The organism is Colwellia sp. (assembly GCF_013215345.1).
In the GTDB taxonomy this organism is placed as follows: domain Bacteria; phylum Pseudomonadota; class Gammaproteobacteria; order Enterobacterales; family Alteromonadaceae; genus Colwellia.
Map to the genome: position 1 here is coordinate 19,655 of NZ_JABSOV010000031.1, position 20,236 is coordinate 39,890.

Here is a 20,236-nt window from a genome sequence, read left to right on the forward strand (position 1 = left end):
ATTATGATGCAAGAAAGTAAACCATCAATTATGGACATTTTTGTCAAACGACCTGTGGTCGCCATTGTTTTGTCTATTATTATTTGTATTGCCGGCCTATGGTCAGCAAGCAAAATTCCAGTACTGCAATTCCCAAAAATTGAAAGTGCCTCATTAGTTATTGAAACCTATTATATCGGCGCTGCCGCTGATGTAGTGCAAGGTTTTATTACTGAGCCAATTGAGCGCGTTGCCGCGACTGTGCCTGGGGTTGAATATGTCGACTCGACCAGTACCTCTGGCAGTTCTAAAGTTACCGCTTGGCTAAAGCTCAATGAAAATTCGACCTTAGCGCTGGCGGAATTAACCGCGCGTTTAAGCCAAATTCGTTTTGAATTACCTGCAGGTGCGCAAGATCCTATGGTATCAGTGAGTCGTGCTGATAGGCCTTTTGCGGTGTTTTATTTAAATGTCCAGGCCAATGGTAATGACTTATCGCGCATTACTGATTATTTAACTCGCCAAGTTAACCCAGTTTTAAATGCTATTGAAGGTGTGCAAAGAGTCGGTATTGAAGGTGCTCGAACACCCGCAATGCGTGTGTGGTTAAATCCCGAGGCACTGCAAATATTTAACTTAAGCGCCAGTGATGTTTATCAAGCCTTAGCGACCAACAACACCATAGCCACGTTAGGTTATGTGGAAAATAGTCGACAAAAAATTGATATCGTTGCCAATACCCAACTGAGCAGTGTTGAAGACTTTCAACAATTGGTGATCAGTAAACTAGATGGCGCTAATATCTATTTAAAAGATGTCGCAAAAATTGAGCTCGCCGCTGAAGATACTAGTGTTACCGCTAGACTAAACGACAAAGATGCCGTTTATATTTCTATTTGGCCATTGCCTGGCGCTAATGAAATAGCCATTGGTGATAGGTTATATAAAAAAGTTGCTGAGCTAAACAAAACTCTACCTTATGGTATTTCAATTGATTATGCTTATGACGGCACCTTGTATATGCGTGATGCGTTAACTGAAATTTTTACCACCTTAGCTGAAACCGTCATTTTAGTTGGCTTGGTAGTGGTACTATTAATGGGCTCTTTTAGAAGCGCCATAGTGCCATTAATCACCATACCTATTTCTATTTTAGGTGCTATTGCCGCCATGTCTATGATGGGATTTTCGTTAAATCTATTAACCGTATTAGCTATCGTACTCTCGGTGGGCTTGGTGGTCGATGATGCCATTGTGGTGGTAGAAAACGTTGCCCGACTTATGCGTCAAGGCATGTCAAGATTTGATGCCGCCTTGATTAGTTCACGCCAGCTATTGGTGCCTATTATCTCGATGACGTTAACACTGGCAGCGGTGTATGCACCTATCGGATTTTTATCAGGCCTAACTGGCGTATTGTTCAAAGAGTTCGCCTTTACCTTAGCCATTGCCGTTATTATTTCAGGTATAGTTGCTATTACTTTATCACCTATTATGAGCGCTTATGTTTCACCTAAAGGTGGTGAGGAAGGCTGGTTCACCGGTAAAGTAAATCATATCTTTGAAAAACTGCAGTCGAGCTACGCCAAGTTATTAACGCAGATATTTAAGTGGCAAGGACAAGTTTTTCTTATTGCTTTTGTGGTCTCGCTACTCAGTGTGCCTTTTTATCTGCACTCGAAAAAAGAATTAGCTCCGGTAGAAGATCAAGCCATGGTTATGTTTGTCATTCAATCACCACCTGATGCTTCGTTAGAATATAACGTCGCGCAAATGAATCCTGTGGTGGCAAGCTTGCAAGAAATTGAAGGTGGGAAGAAAATTTGGCAGATCATTTTTGGCGGTGGTGGTTTTGGTGGTTTAGAGTTGGTTAATGCCGATGATCGCGACTATAGCGCCCAGTCATTAGTTCCACAAATTTACGGGAAATTAGCGCAAATACCGGGGCTAAATATGTTTCCTATTCTACCGTCTTCTTTACCGAGTTCAGGTCAGTTTGAAATTGAAATGATTGTTAAAGCTTCTGCACCCTATAGTGAAATGAAGCAATATGCCGATCGACTTGTTGGTGCAGCCTTTGCCAGTGGTCAATTTCTTTATGCAGATACCGATTTAAAAATAGATCTTCCGCAAATAGAGCTACAACTAAACCGAGAGAAAATTGCTGATTTAGGTATGACTGTCGGGGAAATTAGTGAACAACTAGGTATTTTATTGTCCAGCAACTTTGTTAATCGTTTTGATGCTAATGGTAAAGCATATCGTGTTATACCCATAGTTAATGACGAGGTGCGCAGTAAAACCGAAGCTATTTTATCGTTGAATATTAAATTACCTACCGGTGAGCTATTACCTGTATCAGCAGTGGCTGAATTAAAATGGAAAACTGTGCCTAGAGCCCTCGGTACCTTTGCTCAACAAGCTTCCTTTAGAATTTTTGGCGTCACGGCCCCGGGTTCAAACAAAGAAGCGGCTTTATCTGCCATTGAAAATGCGGCAAAAGAAATGTTGCCTTTAGGTTATTCCATTGACTATGCGGGCGAATCTCGTCAGTTACGCCAAGAAGGCAATACCTTAATTATGGTACTGGCGGTATCACTATTGATTGTCTTTTTAGTACTAGCGATACAATTTAATAGCTTTAGAGACCCTTTAGTTGTGCTGCTAGGTTGTGTGCCGTTAGCACTATCCGGTGCCTTGTTAATCCCTTACATGGAATTAACCACCATTAATATTTATTCGCAAATAGGCTTAATTACCTTGATTGGCTTAATTGCTAAAAACGGTATTTTAATTGTTGAATTTGCTAACCATGCCCAAGAGCTTGGCGCTAATAAACTTACTGCGGTAACTGAAGCAGCAACGACACGTTTGCGTCCTATTTTAATGACCACTGCAGCAACAATCTTGGGGCACTTTCCCTTGGTATTGGTTACTGGTGCAGGCGCAGAAGCGCGTAACAGTATTGGTATTGTTTTAGTGGCAGGTATGTTTATTGGTACCATATTTACCTTGTTTATTTTACCTAGCTTTTATTTATTGCTGGCTGAAAAAAGACATAAATTGGACGAGCACGAATTTGATGTATCACAAGCAGCACTCGATAAAGTCTGTTAAATATACATTACGTCTATCAGACCTTAAAACCTCGATTTAGCTGATGTAAAGCCACGGTGTGCATAGCACTTGTGGCTTTTTTATTGCCTCATTAATAGTTTTTCTAGCTATTTAGTCATTGCCGTAAATATCTATCGATTGTCAGCGTATGGTCGGCGACTTTTCAGTCAATTCTGAAGGTTATACTAGTTGCTAGCCTTTTCGACTAATAGCCGCTCAATATACAACTTCGCTTCGACACTATAGAGTAATGCTGTTACCGTCTTACTTACCTCTTCTTGGCTTTTATTATGGTGTTCTAACATCATCATCAGCTCACTAATAATGTTGGCTTCATAAACATAACAAGCCATAGGGTGCTTACTAAAAGCGGCCGACAACATAGCTGAATTAGTTATCTTCACTTGCACATTAAGCGCTTCTAATATTGACTGAGGAAAGCTCCAATGTTTAGCGATGTGGTAGGTTAACTTTTTTGACTTCTGCTGCATTAATTCTTTAAAAGCATAAGAGTTAGGTTGGCAGTCTGGGTGTACATAGGCAAAGGCGTCCATCAATAATTGATAAATAACCATATCACCCAAATTACAAATTAAGCCGATAAGATAGCCTTGTGCTGCCTCATTTTTATCAGGAGATGCCTTTATTAATTCTTTGGTAATAACACCACAGGCAAGGCTATGTTGCCAAATTTTGCTGCCATATTGCTTAAAGTATATTTGTGATTGTGGGGTTAACTTACTAATAAAGCCATTGATTACCCCTTCAATAAGGCCATTACTACCAAGCAACATAAAAGCGGATTTGAGATCGGTTATTACTTTATTGCTGTGATTATAAAATGAGGAGCTGGCCAATTCTATGACTTTTGCGGCTATTGAGGGTTCTTGCTGAATTAAATCAAGCAAAAGCTCAGTATCAAAATCATCGTCACGCAAATGAGCCATCACCTTGTGCAGAGAAGCAGGTAAAGCCGGCATGACATTAAGCATGCCATTCGGGTTTTTCAGCAAAACGGCAACCTTATCGGCAACATAACGTGATAGTTCATCATGCTGCACAGCTGCTGGTGATTGGCCAAATAAAAAATCATAGTAGCTTTGCTGGTGTGCCTCTTCAGCACTAACCAAGCTCAGCGGTTTAACTTGGTTAGCACTGTGTAACTTATCGATTGCTTGTTGCTGCAGTTCTTCAGCAGATACCTTATCTTCTTCAAAATAAAAATAATTGGGTTGCTGTTCAGCGTCACTACTGGGGAATAATAGCTTTACCACCTCTTTAAACATATGATATTTGTGTCCTATTAAGTTCGCAGCGCGCTTTTAATCGCTAGGTTCCACTATAGTTTGCCAATACAATCTCCAAAGTCACTATCCCACAACTGTTTTATCTATATCCATGGTATAAATTAAGAATAGCCCAAAGCTCTAAAAAGCATTGGCGCAATGAATAAAGCACATCAAGGTATCATTTGTGCAAAAGCACATAGGTAAAAAACAGCTAAACAAAAGCTCAAGCAATGGCTTGAGATTTTATCGACTTCTTATTGAAAAAATAGTGCATCCTTAGGCCATTTATTTTAATGTACTGTATGCAACAAAAACACACTTAACGGCTATTTCATTATGAAACTACATCACCTTGACGGTCATATTCAAACAATTTTGCTGGCAGAATATCCAGATAAGCTGTTACTGCTTGATGGTTGCTGTCGTTCGGATATCCCTGTGTTAAAGCACTTTATCACTCAGAAATTACAGCGCCCTTTTAATGATTTAACTTTGATTGTAGTAACTCATATGCATCCTGATCATGCTGGTGCCGCTAATACCTTACGGAAAATAACTGGCTGTAAAATTGCCACGGCCAATGTTGCTGGCCAGTGGTATTCAGGTCTAGAGGGACGGCTTATGCACCTTACCGACATATTGTTAGCTAAATGGGTCGCCAAACGCATGAAAAAACCCAGCAAAAAAACTTGGTATTCAAGCCAATTAATAGCTGACTATAAACTCAATGATGGTGAGCCGTTACCGGGCTTTTCAGACTGGGTTTCCTTAGCCACTCAAGGTCATACTGATAGAGATTTATCTTTACATCACCTAGCCAGCAATAAGGTTTATGTTGCTGATTTAATGGTTAAAGTAAAAAATAAATTTATTCCTCCCTTCCCTATTTTTTACCCTAATCGTTATCGAGCTTCACTGCACAAAATAATCGCGTTAAAGGCCGATAGTATTATCCTTGCTCATGGTGGAGAAGTAAGGCTATCAGAGCATGATTACCAACATATATTGGCGTTAGCGCCTAAAATACCCAGAACTCATTGGCGCTCCGTTAAAGCAAAGCTAAAGAATTCCTTCAAGTTGATGCCATCTAAGTAGCAGCCAAGCAATGACTAGTCGCCACTAGCGGTGTTTGGGTGATAATCAAGTACCGCTATTCACTCTCTCTACTGTTAGAAGCAGAATACTATGTACTTCGGACTAGCCAATTTTGATGGCTAAAATTGCACTACTGATTACTATATTGATTTACCTCAAAAACTCACTAATGCAATTAATTATCAATTAGATTAAAATCATGCCTTTAAATTTCTCTAAAGGATAAAGCTGTGACACCATTAATTTTAACAGGGGCTATTTTTTTCACCCTCGCCCTGATCTTTTATTCTATCGGCATCTGGAATGACTATTACCATAAAAAATTAAAGCTGTGGCATTTAACCATGTTTGGCCTTGGTGTTATTACCGATACTATTGGTACACTTTGCATGTACTTGCATGTCGGTCACCTTATCTTTACCGCTCATTCTATTTCAGGTTTCCTTGGCCTTTTCTTGATGATTTTCCACTTTTGTTGGGCATTCATAGCAATCCGGAATAATGATATTGAGCTACAAAAGACTTTCCATCGCTTTAGCATCCTTGTTTGGGCTTTCTGGATGATTTCTTATATTTCTGGCTTATACCTTGGCATAAGCGGATTAACTAATTAATACCAATTCCATTAAATTATTGCCCACTTGTACGGGGTAAAATATTACCGTCAAATTTAGGATTATCAAAGGCGGCTTTTTAAGTATTATATTTTCAAGCCTGTCAGCAATATTCAAAGGAAGTTTTCAAAAGTAACAGTGAGTTCGGTAGATAAGTATTCAGCTAACTATCTTGCCGGCCTCATAGTTATAGTTTTAGAAATAAACCGCAAGAATCAAAATTCTCTCTTATACTCAAGCGATTAATCTATAAAAATTACATAACCATGATTAATTTATTTTATATTAAGGAAGAGTACCGATTACCACCGTCTATAGTTATTGCTGTAGTTGTTATATGTGTAGTGCCTTTTATTTTACAATTACTTGGTGGCGATTTTGGCAATGCCCTGCCAGTAACAACGACAAGTAGGGCATCAGCAACATTACCGATAACAGCCGATGAAATGTTTTATCGCTTATCCGGCGGTTTTACCCATGCGCTACTTGAGTGGACTGCATTCAGCGCTGCGATCTTCGTGGTATTATTGGCTTTTTGTCATTATTCCATCACCCATGATATTACCACCCCAGTTATTGGCGTGGCCTTGTTTTGCGCGGGGTGTATGGATGCTTTTCACACCTTAGCAGCTACTCGGCTAATAAGTGCTGTCGCAGAAAATACTGATTTAATCCCCTTTACTTGGGCATTATCGCGAGTTTTTAATGCTGTAATCATGATTGCTGGCGTAGGGGTTTTTTTATCGGGGCGAAAAATAAATCCAGAAAATGGTATGAAATTCATTATTCTTATCAGCTTGGTTTTTGCACTGATTGGTTACTTGCTGATTTACTTTGCCGCAACAAGTCATGACCTACCTCAAACTCAGTTCCCCGATGCAATTATTCGCCGTCCCTATGACATTATTCCATTGTTATTGTTTCTATTTGCCGGCTTAGTTATTTACCCACTGTTTGCCAAACGTTACCCCAGCATTTTTGCCTCCGCGCTATTATTGAGCGCATTACCCGAAGTCGCGGTGGAATTACATATGGCCTTTGGTTCACAACGATTATTTGATAGTGATTTTAATATTGCTCACTTTTTAAAGATTATTGCCTATGTCATCCCCTTGGTTGGACTGGTATTAGACTATGTACAAACCTATAAAAATCAAATAAAACACCATGAGCAATTACAACTGGCCCATGAAACTTTAAACATTAAAGCAATAGAGTTGAATCGCACCAATGACCAATTAACTCAATCCAATGCCGAGTTAGAAAAGTTTGCCTACATTGCCTCCCATGATTTACAAGAGCCGCTCCGTAAGATTCAAGCCTTTGGTGACAGGTTACACAAGCGAGTGGAAATTATTTCAGATGAAAAAGCCATTGATTATATTGATCGAATGCAAAAATCTGCCACCAGGATGCGTAGTTTAATTGATGACTTATTGAAGTTTTCTCGGGTAGGTAGTGAAGATTATGTGCTTAAAGACATCGCTCTTACTGACGTATTAACGAGTGTGCTTGATGATTTACACATTAGTATTGATGAGAAATCTGCTCAGATTAACATAGCAGAGTTACCTCGAATCATGGGTGAGAGCAGTAAACTCTATCAGGTGTTTTTAAACTTATTATCCAACGCACTGAAATTCGCCAAGGCCGAACAAGCACCTATTATTACCATTAGCAGCCAGCGAGTATTAATCGAGAATATAGCCTATTGGCAAATTAAAATACAAGATAATGGCATTGGCTTTGAGCAAGAATACGCAGATAAAATATTTGAAGTATTTCAACGTTTGCACGGCCGTAGCCAATACCAAGGCACAGGCATAGGTTTAGCGATATGTAAAAAAATTGTCGAAAAACATAATGGCATGATACATGTTGAGTCTGAATTAGATAAAGGCGCATGTTTTATCTTATTATTGGAAGTAAAAGACCAAGAGTAATAGTCACAATTGAGGAAATAATATGAGTGAGAGTTTAACCCCAATAACAATACATATGTGTGATGATGATCCCGATGATCAATTATTAGTGAGTGATGCCTTAGAGGAAGCCCGCTTAGGTAACCCAATAGACTTCACTAACAATGGTAAAGAGCTATTACAGTATTTAAACAGAGAAGGGGCTTTTGCCCATTTAATTGATCAACCCCTGCCGGGGTTAATCCTGCTTGATTTAAATATGCCAGTCATGGATGGCAGGGAAGTATTAAACAAGATCAAACAAAACGAAAAATTCCGATCCATTCCGATAATAGTGCTGACCACCTCGAAAGCCGAAGCCGATATTGCCCGAACTTATGAGATGGGGGTCAATTCTTTTATTATAAAACCCGTTTCTTTTGATAGTTTAGTCGAAATGGTACGTTCAGTTTCTGATTATTGGTTTCACCTAGTTTCCTTACCCAAAAAATAGCTGGTATAAATTGTGATGGACCATGAATAATTATTCTAGATTGAAAATTCTGATCGTTGAAGACGATGAAGATGACTACATCTTATTAAGAGAACTGCTCATTGAGGCGATTGGCGAGGTGGATTCTATTACTTGGGCTGAGGATTTTAAATCTGCTCAAGTTAAAATTGCTAATGAGAATTTTGATTTTTATTTCCTAGACAATCGTTTAGGGGCTGAATTGGGCTTGGAATTAATCGCCGAAATAAAGCAACATTATGAAACTGCCCCGCCTATTATTATGCTCTCTGGTATAGATGATTATCAAACGGATCTCGATGCCATGGAAAAAGGCGCCGATGATTACTTGGTAAAAAGTGAATTAACCCCGCATTTACTCGAACGGACATTTCGATACTCATTAAAGAGTAAAGGCTTTGAAGCTAAACTGGCAAAATTGGCTCATTATGATGGTTTGACTGGCTTGTATAATCGCAGTCTATTTAATGAACTGCTCATTAAAGCGACCCAACAAAGTAAACGTTCAGGCAACCAATTTGCTTTGGTAACCCTAGATTTAGACAATTTTAAATTTATCAACGATAACTACGGCCATCCTGCGGGGGACCAGCTATTAACCAAGATTGCTCGGCGATTAAAGCATGTTACCCGCAGCTCTGATATCGTGGCAAGGTTAGGTGGCGATGAGTTTTCATTGTTGCTAAAGGATGTAAAAAATGACTCTGATTTTGTCAAGTTAGTTGAAAACATCATGGAAACTTTTCAAAAGCCTATACAAGTGTGCAGTAAATATGTGGCCGTAACACCCAGTATTGGCATAGCCATTTACCCAACCGATACGCACATAGCCAGTGAGCTTATCGACTTTAGTGATAGAGCCATGTATCAAGCGAAAGCGAATGGCCGTAATAGCTATAGCTTTTATAACCAAGAGCTACATCAAAAAGCGATTATTAAACATCTATTGGAATTAGAGCTTTATAGTGCCATCGAAAACAACGAATTACTCTTATATTTTCAACCCATAGTTTCGTTAAATAATAATGAAATTGTTTCGTATGAGGCTTTACTGAGGTGGCCTGATGGTGAAAAAGGCTTTCGTAACACTGAGGAGTTTATTGAAGTAGCCGAAGAGAGTAATTTAATCCTAAAAATAGGTGATTGGGTCTTTCAACACGCTTGTTTAAAGTTAGAGAGCTGGCATGCTCAAGGAATCACTGATCGACATATTTCTATCAATGCCTCAGCCAATCAATTTAATTCAGATGATTTTATTGAACTGGTGCAGAAATATGTGCAAGAAGTACCTGACTTGGCGAATAAATTGACCATTGAACTAACCGAGCGTAAACCATTAGATATTATCGAGAAGACAGTAAATAGGTTACAGATATTAGCTAACTTGGGTTTTAAATTTTCAGTTGATGACTTTGGCATAGGGCATTCATCTATTTCATATTTGCGCGCATTCCCGATGAATTCAATCAAAATAGATAAGTCTATTGTACAAAACATAGTAAATTCAAAGAAAGATATGGCGCTTTGCACAGCAATCATTTCATTGGGTGAGGCATTGAGCTTAAGCGTTATTGCTGAAGGAGTAGAGACTAAAGAAATAGCCAACATACTTAAGTCCTTAGCTTGTCCCTTTGCTCAAGGCTACTTATATTCCAAGCCTATGCCATTATAACAGAGTAAAACTTCCCCCTTTAAAGCCAGTGTTTCCCTTTTATTAAAGGTCATATCATTTACATGGCTATATTTTCGCTAACAGCTAATGTCAAAGTTTCGATAAAATTGAATTAAAATTGAAAACTGCTATACCTTAAATACATGTTGTAGTGTTACAAGGACGCAATAATCTATGTCTTCTGTTATTAAGAACACCAAGCATTTAACAAGTGAGAATGAAGTGGTTTTAGACGAACGCAGGCACGAATGTCCTAGTGAACATGCATTATGGTCGAAACTTAGTGTTGCCCAGCAAGCTTCTGTAAGTTCAATGCATAATTATGGTTATCAGCTTAGTTTTATTCGCAACGAAGCTGAAGAAATGCTGGTAGTCATGCTACTTAATGAAGCGGTTATTGTTATTGATGATGAAGGCACTATTGATACTCAAGTTAGTATGGATATCCGAAAGTAGTATTGTTTGGTAAAAAACAATCATTGCTGCGTGGGCATAATTATCACAGCACTATAATGGTACAAACAAAGTAATAGTGATCCAAATCAATGAAATAGAGCTAATACTTTATAAATAGCTTTACTTATATAGAGTTCTTGCTCTATAGTACACTTGTTCTTAAGCGAACACTTATTGTAATAATTTTTTGTAGCTTCCCCATAAGCTGATATGCCGGTGTAGTTCTTAACTATCTAATAGTAAAGAAAATGACATCGGCTTTTTTATGCCTGAAATTTAGTGAGTATTGCTGCTTATTCTTGATAAGAACTGCTAGGTATAACGCTTAAATGGGTAACACTCTCAGCCACTGAACTTGTAAACTGACTTAATGGTGTAACTTTCTATTACATCTTTTGCTGTAATTTAGCGCTAAATTAGCATTACTTTTACGGTAATCCCCCCATATTAAGTTATTGCTGCCTAGTTCACTGCTCACTAAAAGCGTAGACTATTGGCAATATATTCATCCACTAGCAGCTTAACTTAGCTAGTAAAGACTAAGGGACCTTATGTCTGAACACTCCTCAGCCAACACACTTACCGACACAGTTGCAACTGAAAAAAATCAAGAAAAGAAAGTTGCCATTCTCTTTGAGCTCATTCAATTTATCCGCCCCTATAAAGGTCATGTGTTAGCCGCATTTATCGCCCTTATTTTTACTGCTGCGGTAATGTTGTCTGTTGGTCAAGGCGTTAGGATGTTAATTGATGAGGGCTTTGCTCAACAGTCCATTGAGCAATTACAGCAAGCTGTGCTATTTATCTTGGCAATTACCGTATTCATTGCAGGCGGTACCTTTGCCCGCTTTTATTTAGTTTCCTGGTTAGGTGAGCGAGTCAGCGCGGATATTCGTTTGGCGGTGTTTAATCATGTCATTACCTTGCACCCCAGCTATTTTGAGACCAATGGCAGCGGCGATATTATGTCGCGTATCACCACTGATACCACGCTATTACAAAGTATCATCGGCTCTTCATTTTCTATGGCTATTCGCAGTGCCTTAATGCTGATTGGCGCCTTGGTAATGTTGTTTGCCACCAATATTAAACTAACCATTATTGTTTTAATTTCAGTGCCATTTATTTTGGTGCCCATCTTATTTTATGGCCGTAAAGTGAGAAAATTATCACGTAAAAGCCAAGATTCAATGGCCAATGTTGGTAGTTATGCGGGCGAAGCTATTGAACATATTAAAACCGTGCAAAGTTATACCCACGAGCAGCAAGAAAGGCACGCTTTTGCTGAAGAAGTTGAGAAGTCATTCGATATTGGCCGTAGTCGCATACAGCAACGCGCCACGTTAATCGCTGGCGTAATTATTATTGTTTTTGGCGCTATTACCGGCATGTTATGGGTCGGTGGCAGTGACGTGATCCAAGGTAAGATGAGTGGCGGCGATTTAGGCGCTTTTGTATTTTATGCCATTTTAGTGGCTTCTTCTTTAGCAACCATCTCAGAAGTATTAGGTGAATTACAGCGCGCTGCTGGTGCGACCGAAAGGCTCATTGAGATTTTACAAGTTAAAAGCCATATTTTGCCGCCAAAAGAAAATGCGGTATCGGCAAATAATCTTAACGCAGAAATCACTTTTGAAGAAGTGAGCTTTAACTACCCTTCAAGGCCAGATCAAGCAGCAACGCAACGGCTCAACTTAGTCGCGGAGCAAGGTAAAGTATTGGCGTTAGTTGGCCCATCCGGCGCAGGAAAAACTACGCTATTTGAACTGCTGCAGCGCTTTTATGATCCACAAGTGGGCCGTATAACCTTAGGCGGTACCGATATACGCCAGCTTGACCCGGAAGACCTTCGCCAACAAATGGCCTTAGTGCCACAACAGCCAGCACTATTTAGCAGTGATGTTTTTCATAATATACGCTACGGCAAGCCTGATGCTAGTGATGAAGAAGTCATCTCTGCCGCTAAAAAAGCCCACGCTCATGAATTTATCAGTCAATTACCGCAAGGCTATAAGAGTTATCTAGGAGAGCGTGGTGTGCGTCTTTCTGGCGGCCAACGCCAACGTATTGCTATTGCTCGGGCAATATTAAAAGACCCACATATTTTATTGCTAGATGAAGCAACCAGTGCTCTTGATAGTGAAAGTGAACATCATGTGCAACAAGCACTTGAAGAATTGATGCGTGGTCGCACCACCATTATTATTGCTCATCGCTTTTCAACAATACAACATGCTGACCATATTGCGGTATTAGATCAAGGCCAGTTAGTTGATATCGGTGACCATCAATCATTATTGCAAAGCTGTGGCTTATATCAGCGCTTAGTGGAGCTACAGTTTAAACAAGTAAGCTAAGCTGAAATCACATTTCAGGACGAGATAGAGATACAGGTACAAAAAAAGGAGAACCACTAAAGCGTTCTCCTTTTTTCATTTTAGATTAGTCGATTTAATTAATTCTGAAAATCATCGGGTAAGATATTTTCATCTTCATCGCCGGAATCAGTTGCTTCAGGCAAGTCATAATCTTCCGCTTCTTGTTCAAGCCAATCACAAATAATGGCATCGGCTTGTTCTTTGCCGGTATATTTTAGTGATGAAAAAGCTTGTACTCGAATATCAGCATTTAATGGTGCTAAGGCTTTCTTAACGCTAAGCACTTCAGCGCTACGTTTACCTTGTGATAACTTGTCACATTTAGTCAACAAAACTAACATAGCTAATTCGCTATCTGCTGCCCATTGAATTAAATCCATGTCTAAGTCTTTAAGTGGATGACGAATATCCATTAAAATGACGATGCCTTTTAAGCACTGACGTTTTTCTAAATATTCACCCAGTGCTTTTTGCCATTTTTTCTTCATTTCTAATGGCACTTTGGCAAAGCCATAACCTGGCAAATCGATTAGGCGGCGATCCTCTGCTACTTCAAACACGTTGATAAGCTGAGTTCGACCGGGAGTTTTACTTATGCGCGCCAATCCTCTTTGATTGGTTAGCGTATTTAAGGCACTAGATTTACCTGCATTAGAGCGGCCCGCAAAGGCGACTTCAATACCAGAATCAGCTGGTAAACGACGAATATCTGGGGCGCTAAGGGTAAAGGCGGCTTTAGTTAAATGTATCTTTGTAGAAGACAAGGGCTTAACTCGTTTAAAATTTTCGTCATTATAGCGTTTTTCTTCAACAAATATTATTAAAAAAATGCACAAAACAGCGAAATCACAGTTTTTTTTGTCTGATTTTTTCTTCTCCACTATTACACGGGGCCAATATTCGTGTAAAATGCCGACACATCCATCATACTTTTTTATCATTTTTTAATTAGATAGCTATTATAATATTCAAAAAGCTAAGTGATTAATGACAAGCAGAGAGCAACTCAATGAAAAAAATTATCTTTTCGCTACTTGTAGCCTTAAGTTCCGTAAGTGCTGTACAAGCCGCAGATGCTAACGCAGGTAAAGAAAAATCAGTCACTTGTAGCGCCTGTCACGGTCCTACAGGTGTTAGTGCAAGTCCTATGTTCCCTAATCTTGCCGGTCAAAATGATGCTTATATCATTAAGCAATTAAAAGATTTTAAATCAGGCGCACGTACCGATGCCATGATGGCGCCTATGGCGGCTAACTTATCTGAAGCAGATATGGCTGATTTAGCGGCTCATTTTTCTGGTTTACCTAGTGCCAACGAGCAAGCGGCAGCATCAGCAAGTACTGGCTCTAGTACAGATGCAGCGCCAGTAAGTGCTCCAGCTGCCGGTAATGTTGAAATTGTCGCTTCTACCCCAGCATCAGCAATTTATGCAGGTAATGTAGCAGCCGGTAAAGATAAAGCACTAGCCTGTGCCGCTTGTCACGGCGCTGACGGTAACAGCTTAGTACCTATGTACCCTAGCCTTGCGGGTCAAAGTGCTAACTATATTGCTAAACAACTAGCTGATTTCAAATCAGGCGATCGTAACGACCCAGTAATGGCGGGTATGGTTGCAGCGTTATCGAAAGAAGACATGAACGACTTAGCCGCTTTCTTTGCTGTACAAAGCAAAAATGCAGGTACTGGCGAGTCAAATGAAGTTGGACATAAATTATACATTGGCGGCGATGCAGATAAAGGTGTTACCGCTTGTATTGCTTGTCATGGTGTTGCAGGTAAAGGCATGAAACAAGCCGGCTTTCCAAGTATTACTGGTCAAAGTAAAGATTACTTGAAAAAGCAACTTGCTAGCTTCCGTGACGGCAGTCGTGGTAATGATAACAATGGTATTATGCGTAACATAGCCATTAAATTATCCGATGCTGATATTGAAGCGGTTGCACAATATATCACGTCATTAAAATAAGAATGACTTGCTTGCTTCATTAGCAAATTTATAAAAAAGCAGCGATTATCGCTGCTTTTTTTTTATGATCTTTTTGTATAATTCGAAATTAAGTAGACAGCTAGCAACTAAATTGAAAATTAGTCATTTAATGGAAAAATCCCAATTAATGGATAAATCGCAGCTAAATGAACAGCAAAATTAACCCTACATTCTTTGTCGCTTGTCAGCAGTGTGATGCACTTTATGACAAGCCACAGTTAAAACAGGGACAACTAGCCAAATGCAACCGCTGTGGCAGCACCTTAATTGAACGCAAGGTTGACTCCATTGAGCGTAGCTTTAACTGGTCGCTTGCCGGTTTAATGCTAATGTTACCAGCCATTTTATTACCTATCATGGGTGTTACCTTGGCTGGGCAATTCCATCAAGCGTCATTATTTGATTGTATCCTGGTTCTGATTGACCGTGGCTTTTTCATGATCGCCAGCTTGGTATTTCTCTTTGCTATTGCCGTGCCCATTGTCCGTTTAGCCGGCGCACTTTATATTTCCTACAGCTTTAAATTTCACAAACTGAAACCTTCACTGCTAAACTTTTTTCGCGCTTATCATTACCTTGATAACTGGGCTATGCTCAATGTTTTTATGCTTGGCATTGTTGTATCTATGTATAAGTTGATTGATGATACTGAACTATCAATCAACCTTGGCTTATTTGCTTTTGTCTTCTGGCTAATTTGCTCTACCATGTCAGCTGCGGCACTCGACCAAGATTATATCTGGGATAAGTTAGAGCGGGCTTTCCCGAGGAATTGTGCTAATGAACACAGCTAAAAGTAAGGGCTTAGCTTTATGCCCTAAATGCCATAAGCTTAATAGTTTACAGGCCGAACCGCAGCAGTGTAGCCGCTGTCACGGCATGTTTTATCAACGTAAACATAACTCTTTACAATACACCTTGGCTTGGAATGTTGCTGCCTTAATCGCATTTATTCCAGCGAACCTTTATCCAATAATGATTGTCTATCAATTGGGTATTCCTAGTGATGCCACAATTTTGTCGGGTATCGGCGAATTTATTGATCATGGTTTATACCCGATAGCGATTATTATTTTTACCGCCAGTATCATAGTGCCTTTAATAAAAATTATTGGCTTATTTGTGTTAGTTTATAAAGCACACACAGGCATCCGTTTAAAGCCCAACAAACATAGCAAAATTTACCATATACTTGAGTTTTTAGGCCCTTGGTCAATGCTTGATGTTTTCGTTGTGGCTTTAATGGTAACCGTAGTAGAGCTTGGTTTTGTTACCTCAGTGGCTGCAGGTCCTGCGATAAATTACTTTACCATTACGGTAATTTTCACCATGTTTGCTGCAAATAGTTTTGACCCACGCTTACTGTGGGATAAGAAAGCAGATAAGAAAACAATAGAGCAAGCACTATTACCGTCAGACAAGCTGCTAGAAAATTTACTAGGCACTTTACCAGAAGAAAAGGGACAGAAATGACCAATAACAAAGATACTGCTGCCTCTGAGCATAATCAAAAAATTGACAAATATATTGCTGAAATTGTCCCACGTCAGGGCATATCTATTATTTGGTTTGTGCCTTTTATCGCCTTGATTTTTGGTTTATGGCTAACGGTAAAAGTTGTTTCTGAACAAGGTACCTTGATCACCATAGAGTTTGATAATGGCTCTGGCATAGTGCCTAATAAAACAGAAGTACGTTTTAAAGGCTTAATAACAGGCTTAGTCAAAAAAGTTGTACCTTCGGCAGACTTGCAGCGCGTTATTGCCGAAGTAGAAATATCTAAAAACTTTGCTAATTATTTGACTAAAAACACCCGTTTTTGGTTAGTCAGTGCTGATATTTCCTTACAGGGTATCTCTGGCTTAGAAACGCTAATTTCGGGTAGTTATATTACTATCCTGCCAGATACCAGGAATGAGGCCGATAGTCAGGATCACTTTATTGCCTTAACAGAAGCGCCAACGTTAGATATGTCGACCCCGGGCTTACACCTGACCTTGCATACCGATGTATTAGGCTCTATTAGTGAAAACTCTCCTATTAGCTTCAAACAAATCCCCATTGGCTATGTCACAGGTTATCACTATATTGAAAGTAGTAAGAAAATTGCCATTAACATTTTTATCGAACCAGAATTTGCCCACTTGGTAAAAGAGAACTCTTTATTTTATAACACCAGTGGCATACAAGTTACTGCCTCACTTTCTGGTGGGGTTAAAATCAATACCGATTCATTAGCTTCGATAATGGCGGGCGGCATTGCCGTAGATACCTTAAGTTACCAAAAAGATTTAGCACCCGCACACAATGGCCAAGAATTCCCCTTACATGCTGATTTTCAATCAGCTGAAATGGGTCATGAAGTAGAGTTAACCTTGGATTGGAATTCTGGCATTGATCACAATGCAGCAATTTTATACCAAGGCCTTACTATTGGTGTTATTGAGTCATTTAGTAAAATCGACCCTGTGAGTCGAAAAATTACCGCCACCGCAAAAGTTAACCCACGTGTTGTACCCTACCTAACGGAACAGTCTCAGTTTTATATTGTTGCACCGCAAATTAGTCTTGCCGGTTTATCGAACGCTAAAACCTTATTAACTGGTAGTTACATCAGTATCAGGCCATCTCTAGCTGGAAAACCTCGCAACAAATTTAAAGTGTTTAGTAATAAACCGCCTTATAAATATAGCGAACCAGGTTTACACTTAATGTTAACCAGTAATGACCGTAGCTCATTACAAGTGGGTAGCAGTGTTTATTACAAGCAGCAAATAGTCGGTAATATACAAGCCATCGAAACCACTGCACCTGAGCGCCATTTAATTCATATTCATGTGCAACCCGAATTTAGTCATTATGTGAATCATAGCAGTCGATTTTACAATAATTCCGGCGTGAAGATATCGGCAAGTTTACTGGGGATCGATATTCAAGCCCAATCACTACAGAGTATTTTAACCGGCGGCATTGCTTTTTCTAATCAAAGAAATAGCCATGGCAATAATCAAGATACGCAAAAGAAATTGGTTAAAAACGGTGATAGTTTTTCACTGTATGCCAATAACAAACTGGCCGAGCAAAATGTGAGCTTTACCCTGAATATTGCTGCCAGTGAACAAGTAAGCACCAACACCCGTGTTTTATATCGTGGTATTGAAATTGGTGCCATTCATCAAGTTCATAGCCAAGGGGAATACCAGCAATTACAGTTAGGTTTATTAGCTAAATATCAGTATATCTTAAAGGCTAATACTCAATTTTACTTAGTTAAGCCCAGTTTAAGCCTGTCCGGTGCTAGCGATACTGATGCTTTTTTTGGTGGTACTTACATCACCTTTAACTTGGGTCAAGGTGATGTACAAACGCAATTTAACTTATTTAACAAACCGCCAGTAAAATCGGCTAGCGCGCCAGGTTTACAACTTACCTTACTCACTGAACACGCCAGCGTAGCAACACCGGGTAGTGCGGTTAGTTACCGCGGTATAACCATTGGTCAAGTGGATAATGTCAGCCTAGATAAGGCAGATGATAATATTAAAGTCAGCATCACTATTGATGAAGAACACCGAGATTTATTACAAAGTACCAGCCGCTTCTATAATGCGGGCGGTATTAGTATTTCTGGTGGTATCAGCGACTTCGTAGTAAAAACAGAATCACTTGATGCCATTTTACGTGGTGGTATCAGCTTTTACACTCCAGACACGGCACTAACGAGTTCGTTAACAACGAAAGCGCCAGTTGAAGAACTGGCAACGTTTACCTTATTTAAACATGAAGAACATGCCAAAGATGCCGGCCAGGCAATCAGTATCCAATTTAATGATATTTCCGGCTTAAAAGTAAATACCAAGGTGGTCTATCAAGAGCAAGCCGTAGGCGTGGTTGAGCGTTTAATTTTTAGCAAAAATAAAGTTGGCGTTACCACACTGGTGTTACTCAATGATTTAGGTAGTCAATACGCTAGACAAGGTACTAAATTTTGGAAAATTGAACCACAAATAGGCTTAGTCGGTTCAAAAAATGTTGCCGCTTTACTCGATGGTGCTTTTATTGGTCTATTACCTTCGCATTCAGCAGAGACTAAGCAGCAATATGAGTTTCAAGCCCTTGAGCTAGCACCTACGGTTGAGCAATTAGCTTATGGCTTAAATGTTAAGTTAACTGCCCCACGACTTGGTTCGGTACGTGTCGGTAACCCTATTTTGTATCGTCAAATTAAGGTCGGTAAAGTCATTGGTATTGATTTATCACCGACAGCTGATCAAGTGAATATTTTTATCAATATTGCCAAACGTTACGCGCCACTCGTAAACGGCCAAAGTCAGTTTTGGAATACCAGTGGTATCAAGATTGAAGCCGGAATTTTCTCTGGGGTAAATATTGATTCAGAGTCAATAGAAACTCTGATTGCTGGTGGCATTGCCTTTGCAACACCAGAGCCTGAAGATAAGCTTGATAAAGACGTAACCTCCCTACCAGCAAGTTTCGTCCTACATCAAGATGTCGATAAAGACTGGTTAGAATGGCAACCTAAAATTGCCATTGACCAAAAAAACGCAGCAGCTGACTCAAAGTAGAGTAAAGACATTAATTAATTGCTTACATTTTAATTAGCTGCAACAGTTTAATTTGGCGACTTTCTCATTTATGTTAGCTAACTCCTGTTAAGTTAAGCGAACGCAATAATAAATGAGTAATCGCCTCAAAGCATTATTAGCTAATTGGTTTACCGAAAAAGACTCCTGCCAATGGGTGCTTGCCAGCATCATTGAAACCCAACGTTCCTCTTACCGTAAAGCGGGCGCTATGATGCTCATTAGTAGCCAAGGCAAAAGTTATGGTCTATTAAGTGGTGGCTGCCTAGAAGCAGATTTAATGCGGCAAGCGCAAAAGTGCTGGCATAAAAATACTAATATTACTGTCTGTTATGATATGCAAGATGATAGTGATGTTGCCTGGCAACTGGGCATAGGTTGCGGCGGTTTAGTGAAGGTATTACTACAACCGATTAACCGTGATAATAACTACCTCGACTTAGTCACTTTAAAAAGCCAACTCGATAACCGTAACCCTTGTTTTTATCATATTGATAGCTTCGATAACGAAACCAGCCTTCGCAGCAGCTCTTCGACTATCGAGCAAAGCGCCGTTCAAAAACCCTGTCAAACTAACAATCAAGTTTTATCAAAGCCAGTCAGATCTCTTGA

15 protein-coding genes are annotated in these 20,236 nt (G+C 39.6%); 13 read left to right on the plus strand and 2 right to left on the minus strand.

The genetic code is table 11. The features are described 5' to 3' along the window. The first annotated feature begins 6 nt into the window (after positions 1-6). Entirely contained in the window at positions 7-3,096 is a 3,090-nt protein-coding gene (locus tag HRT50_RS06720; protein ID WP_291612652.1) for an efflux RND transporter permease subunit, read from the plus strand. Positions 3,097-3,281: 185 nt separating this feature from the next. On the opposite strand, the gene HRT50_RS06725 is transcribed toward HRT50_RS06720, so the two are convergent. Next, positions 3,282-4,382 carry an HDOD domain-containing protein gene (locus tag HRT50_RS06725; protein ID WP_291612654.1) on the minus strand — a complete coding sequence of 367 codons (1,101 nt, stop codon included), beginning with the start codon at positions 4,380-4,382 and terminating at the stop codon, positions 3,282-3,284. Between the two features lie 339 nt (positions 4,383-4,721). Between HRT50_RS06725 and HRT50_RS06730 the strand changes: the two genes are divergently transcribed. From HRT50_RS06730 to HRT50_RS06760, 7 genes are all read left to right on the plus strand, one after another. Continuing rightward, positions 4,722-5,480, plus strand: a complete 759-nt coding sequence (locus HRT50_RS06730; RefSeq protein ID WP_291612656.1) for an MBL fold metallo-hydrolase — start codon at positions 4,722-4,724, stop codon at positions 5,478-5,480. Between the two features lie 230 nt (positions 5,481-5,710). Beyond that, the gene (locus HRT50_RS06735; protein ID WP_291612658.1) at positions 5,711-6,094 is read left to right on the plus strand and encodes an HsmA family protein; all 384 of its coding nucleotides are present in this window, start codon (positions 5,711-5,713) and stop codon (positions 6,092-6,094) included. A gap of 266 nt (positions 6,095-6,360) precedes the next feature. Continuing rightward, a complete protein-coding gene (locus HRT50_RS06740; RefSeq protein ID WP_291612660.1) occupies positions 6,361-8,037 on the plus strand; it encodes an ATP-binding protein in 1,677 nt (558 codons plus the stop codon). 22 nt (positions 8,038-8,059) lie between these two features. Then, positions 8,060-8,509 carry a response regulator gene (locus tag HRT50_RS06745; RefSeq protein WP_291612662.1) on the plus strand — a complete coding sequence of 150 codons (450 nt, stop codon included), beginning with the start codon at positions 8,060-8,062 and terminating at the stop codon, positions 8,507-8,509. Positions 8,510-8,531: 22 nt separating this feature from the next. Next, positions 8,532-10,199 (plus strand): GGDEF domain-containing response regulator, encoded by a 1,668-nt coding sequence (locus HRT50_RS06750; protein ID WP_291612664.1) that lies wholly within the window; start codon positions 8,532-8,534, stop codon positions 10,197-10,199. A 174-nt stretch (positions 10,200-10,373) separates the two neighbouring features. After that, a complete protein-coding gene (locus tag HRT50_RS06755; RefSeq protein WP_291612666.1) occupies positions 10,374-10,655 on the plus strand; it encodes a hypothetical protein in 282 nt (93 codons plus the stop codon). A 551-nt stretch (positions 10,656-11,206) separates the two neighbouring features. After that, positions 11,207-13,012, plus strand: coding sequence for an ABC transporter ATP-binding protein/permease (locus HRT50_RS06760; protein ID WP_291612668.1), 1,806 nt, complete (start codon positions 11,207-11,209; stop codon positions 13,010-13,012). 98 nt (positions 13,013-13,110) lie between these two features. Here HRT50_RS06760 and yihA read toward each other — a convergent pair whose 3' ends face one another. Next, on the minus strand, positions 13,111-13,797 hold the full coding sequence (yihA, locus tag HRT50_RS06765) for a ribosome biogenesis GTP-binding protein YihA/YsxC (protein WP_291612670.1): 687 nt from the start codon (positions 13,795-13,797) through the stop codon (positions 13,111-13,113). Positions 13,798-14,042: 245 nt separating this feature from the next. Here yihA and HRT50_RS18840 point away from each other — a divergent pair, with 245 nt between their 5' ends. The 5 genes from HRT50_RS18840 to HRT50_RS06795 form a co-directional block, all read left to right on the plus strand. Further along, a complete protein-coding gene (locus HRT50_RS18840) occupies positions 14,043-14,999 on the plus strand; it encodes a cytochrome c (protein ID WP_367238859.1) in 957 nt (318 codons plus the stop codon). Positions 15,000-15,166: 167 nt separating this feature from the next. Continuing rightward, on the plus strand, positions 15,167-15,814 hold the full coding sequence (locus HRT50_RS06780; RefSeq protein ID WP_291612673.1) for a paraquat-inducible protein A: 648 nt from the start codon (positions 15,167-15,169) through the stop codon (positions 15,812-15,814). Beyond that, on the plus strand, positions 15,801-16,493 hold the full coding sequence (locus HRT50_RS06785; protein ID WP_291612675.1) for a paraquat-inducible protein A: 693 nt from the start codon (positions 15,801-15,803) through the stop codon (positions 16,491-16,493). The genes HRT50_RS06780 and HRT50_RS06785 overlap by 14 nt, the downstream gene beginning before the upstream one ends. Continuing rightward, a complete protein-coding gene (locus HRT50_RS06790) occupies positions 16,490-19,606 on the plus strand; it encodes an MlaD family protein (protein WP_291612677.1) in 3,117 nt (1,038 codons plus the stop codon). Before HRT50_RS06785 ends, HRT50_RS06790 begins: the two co-directional genes overlap by 4 nt. A 112-nt stretch (positions 19,607-19,718) precedes the next feature. Continuing rightward, a partial coding sequence (locus HRT50_RS06795) for an XdhC family protein (RefSeq protein ID WP_291612679.1) occupies positions 19,719-20,236 on the plus strand: 518 nt, incomplete at its 3' end.

Excerpts from the sequence above, each read along its gene's own strand:
- HRT50_RS06720 (WP_291612652.1), top strand. The coding sequence starts at position 7 with ATGCAAGAAAGTAAACCATCAATTATGGACATTTTTGTCAAACGACCT.
- HRT50_RS06725 (WP_291612654.1), bottom strand. The coding sequence starts at position 4,382 with ATGTTTAAAGAGGTGGTAAAGCTATTATTCCCCAGTAGTGACGCTGAA.
- HRT50_RS06730 (WP_291612656.1), top strand. The coding sequence starts at position 4,722 with ATGAAACTACATCACCTTGACGGTCATATTCAAACAATTTTGCTGGCA.
- HRT50_RS06740 (WP_291612660.1), top strand. The coding sequence starts at position 6,361 with ATGATTAATTTATTTTATATTAAGGAAGAGTACCGATTACCACCGTCT.
- HRT50_RS06745 (WP_291612662.1), top strand. The coding sequence starts at position 8,060 with ATGAGTGAGAGTTTAACCCCAATAACAATACATATGTGTGATGATGAT.
- HRT50_RS06750 (WP_291612664.1), top strand. The coding sequence starts at position 8,532 with ATGAATAATTATTCTAGATTGAAAATTCTGATCGTTGAAGACGATGAA.
- HRT50_RS06755 (WP_291612666.1), top strand. The coding sequence starts at position 10,374 with ATGTCTTCTGTTATTAAGAACACCAAGCATTTAACAAGTGAGAATGAA.
- HRT50_RS06760 (WP_291612668.1), top strand. The coding sequence starts at position 11,207 with ATGTCTGAACACTCCTCAGCCAACACACTTACCGACACAGTTGCAACT.
- HRT50_RS18840 (WP_367238859.1), top strand. The coding sequence starts at position 14,043 with ATGAAAAAAATTATCTTTTCGCTACTTGTAGCCTTAAGTTCCGTAAGT.
- HRT50_RS06780 (WP_291612673.1), top strand. The coding sequence starts at position 15,167 with ATGAACAGCAAAATTAACCCTACATTCTTTGTCGCTTGTCAGCAGTGT.
- HRT50_RS06785 (WP_291612675.1), top strand. The coding sequence starts at position 15,801 with ATGAACACAGCTAAAAGTAAGGGCTTAGCTTTATGCCCTAAATGCCAT.
- HRT50_RS06790 (WP_291612677.1), top strand. The coding sequence starts at position 16,490 with ATGACCAATAACAAAGATACTGCTGCCTCTGAGCATAATCAAAAAATT.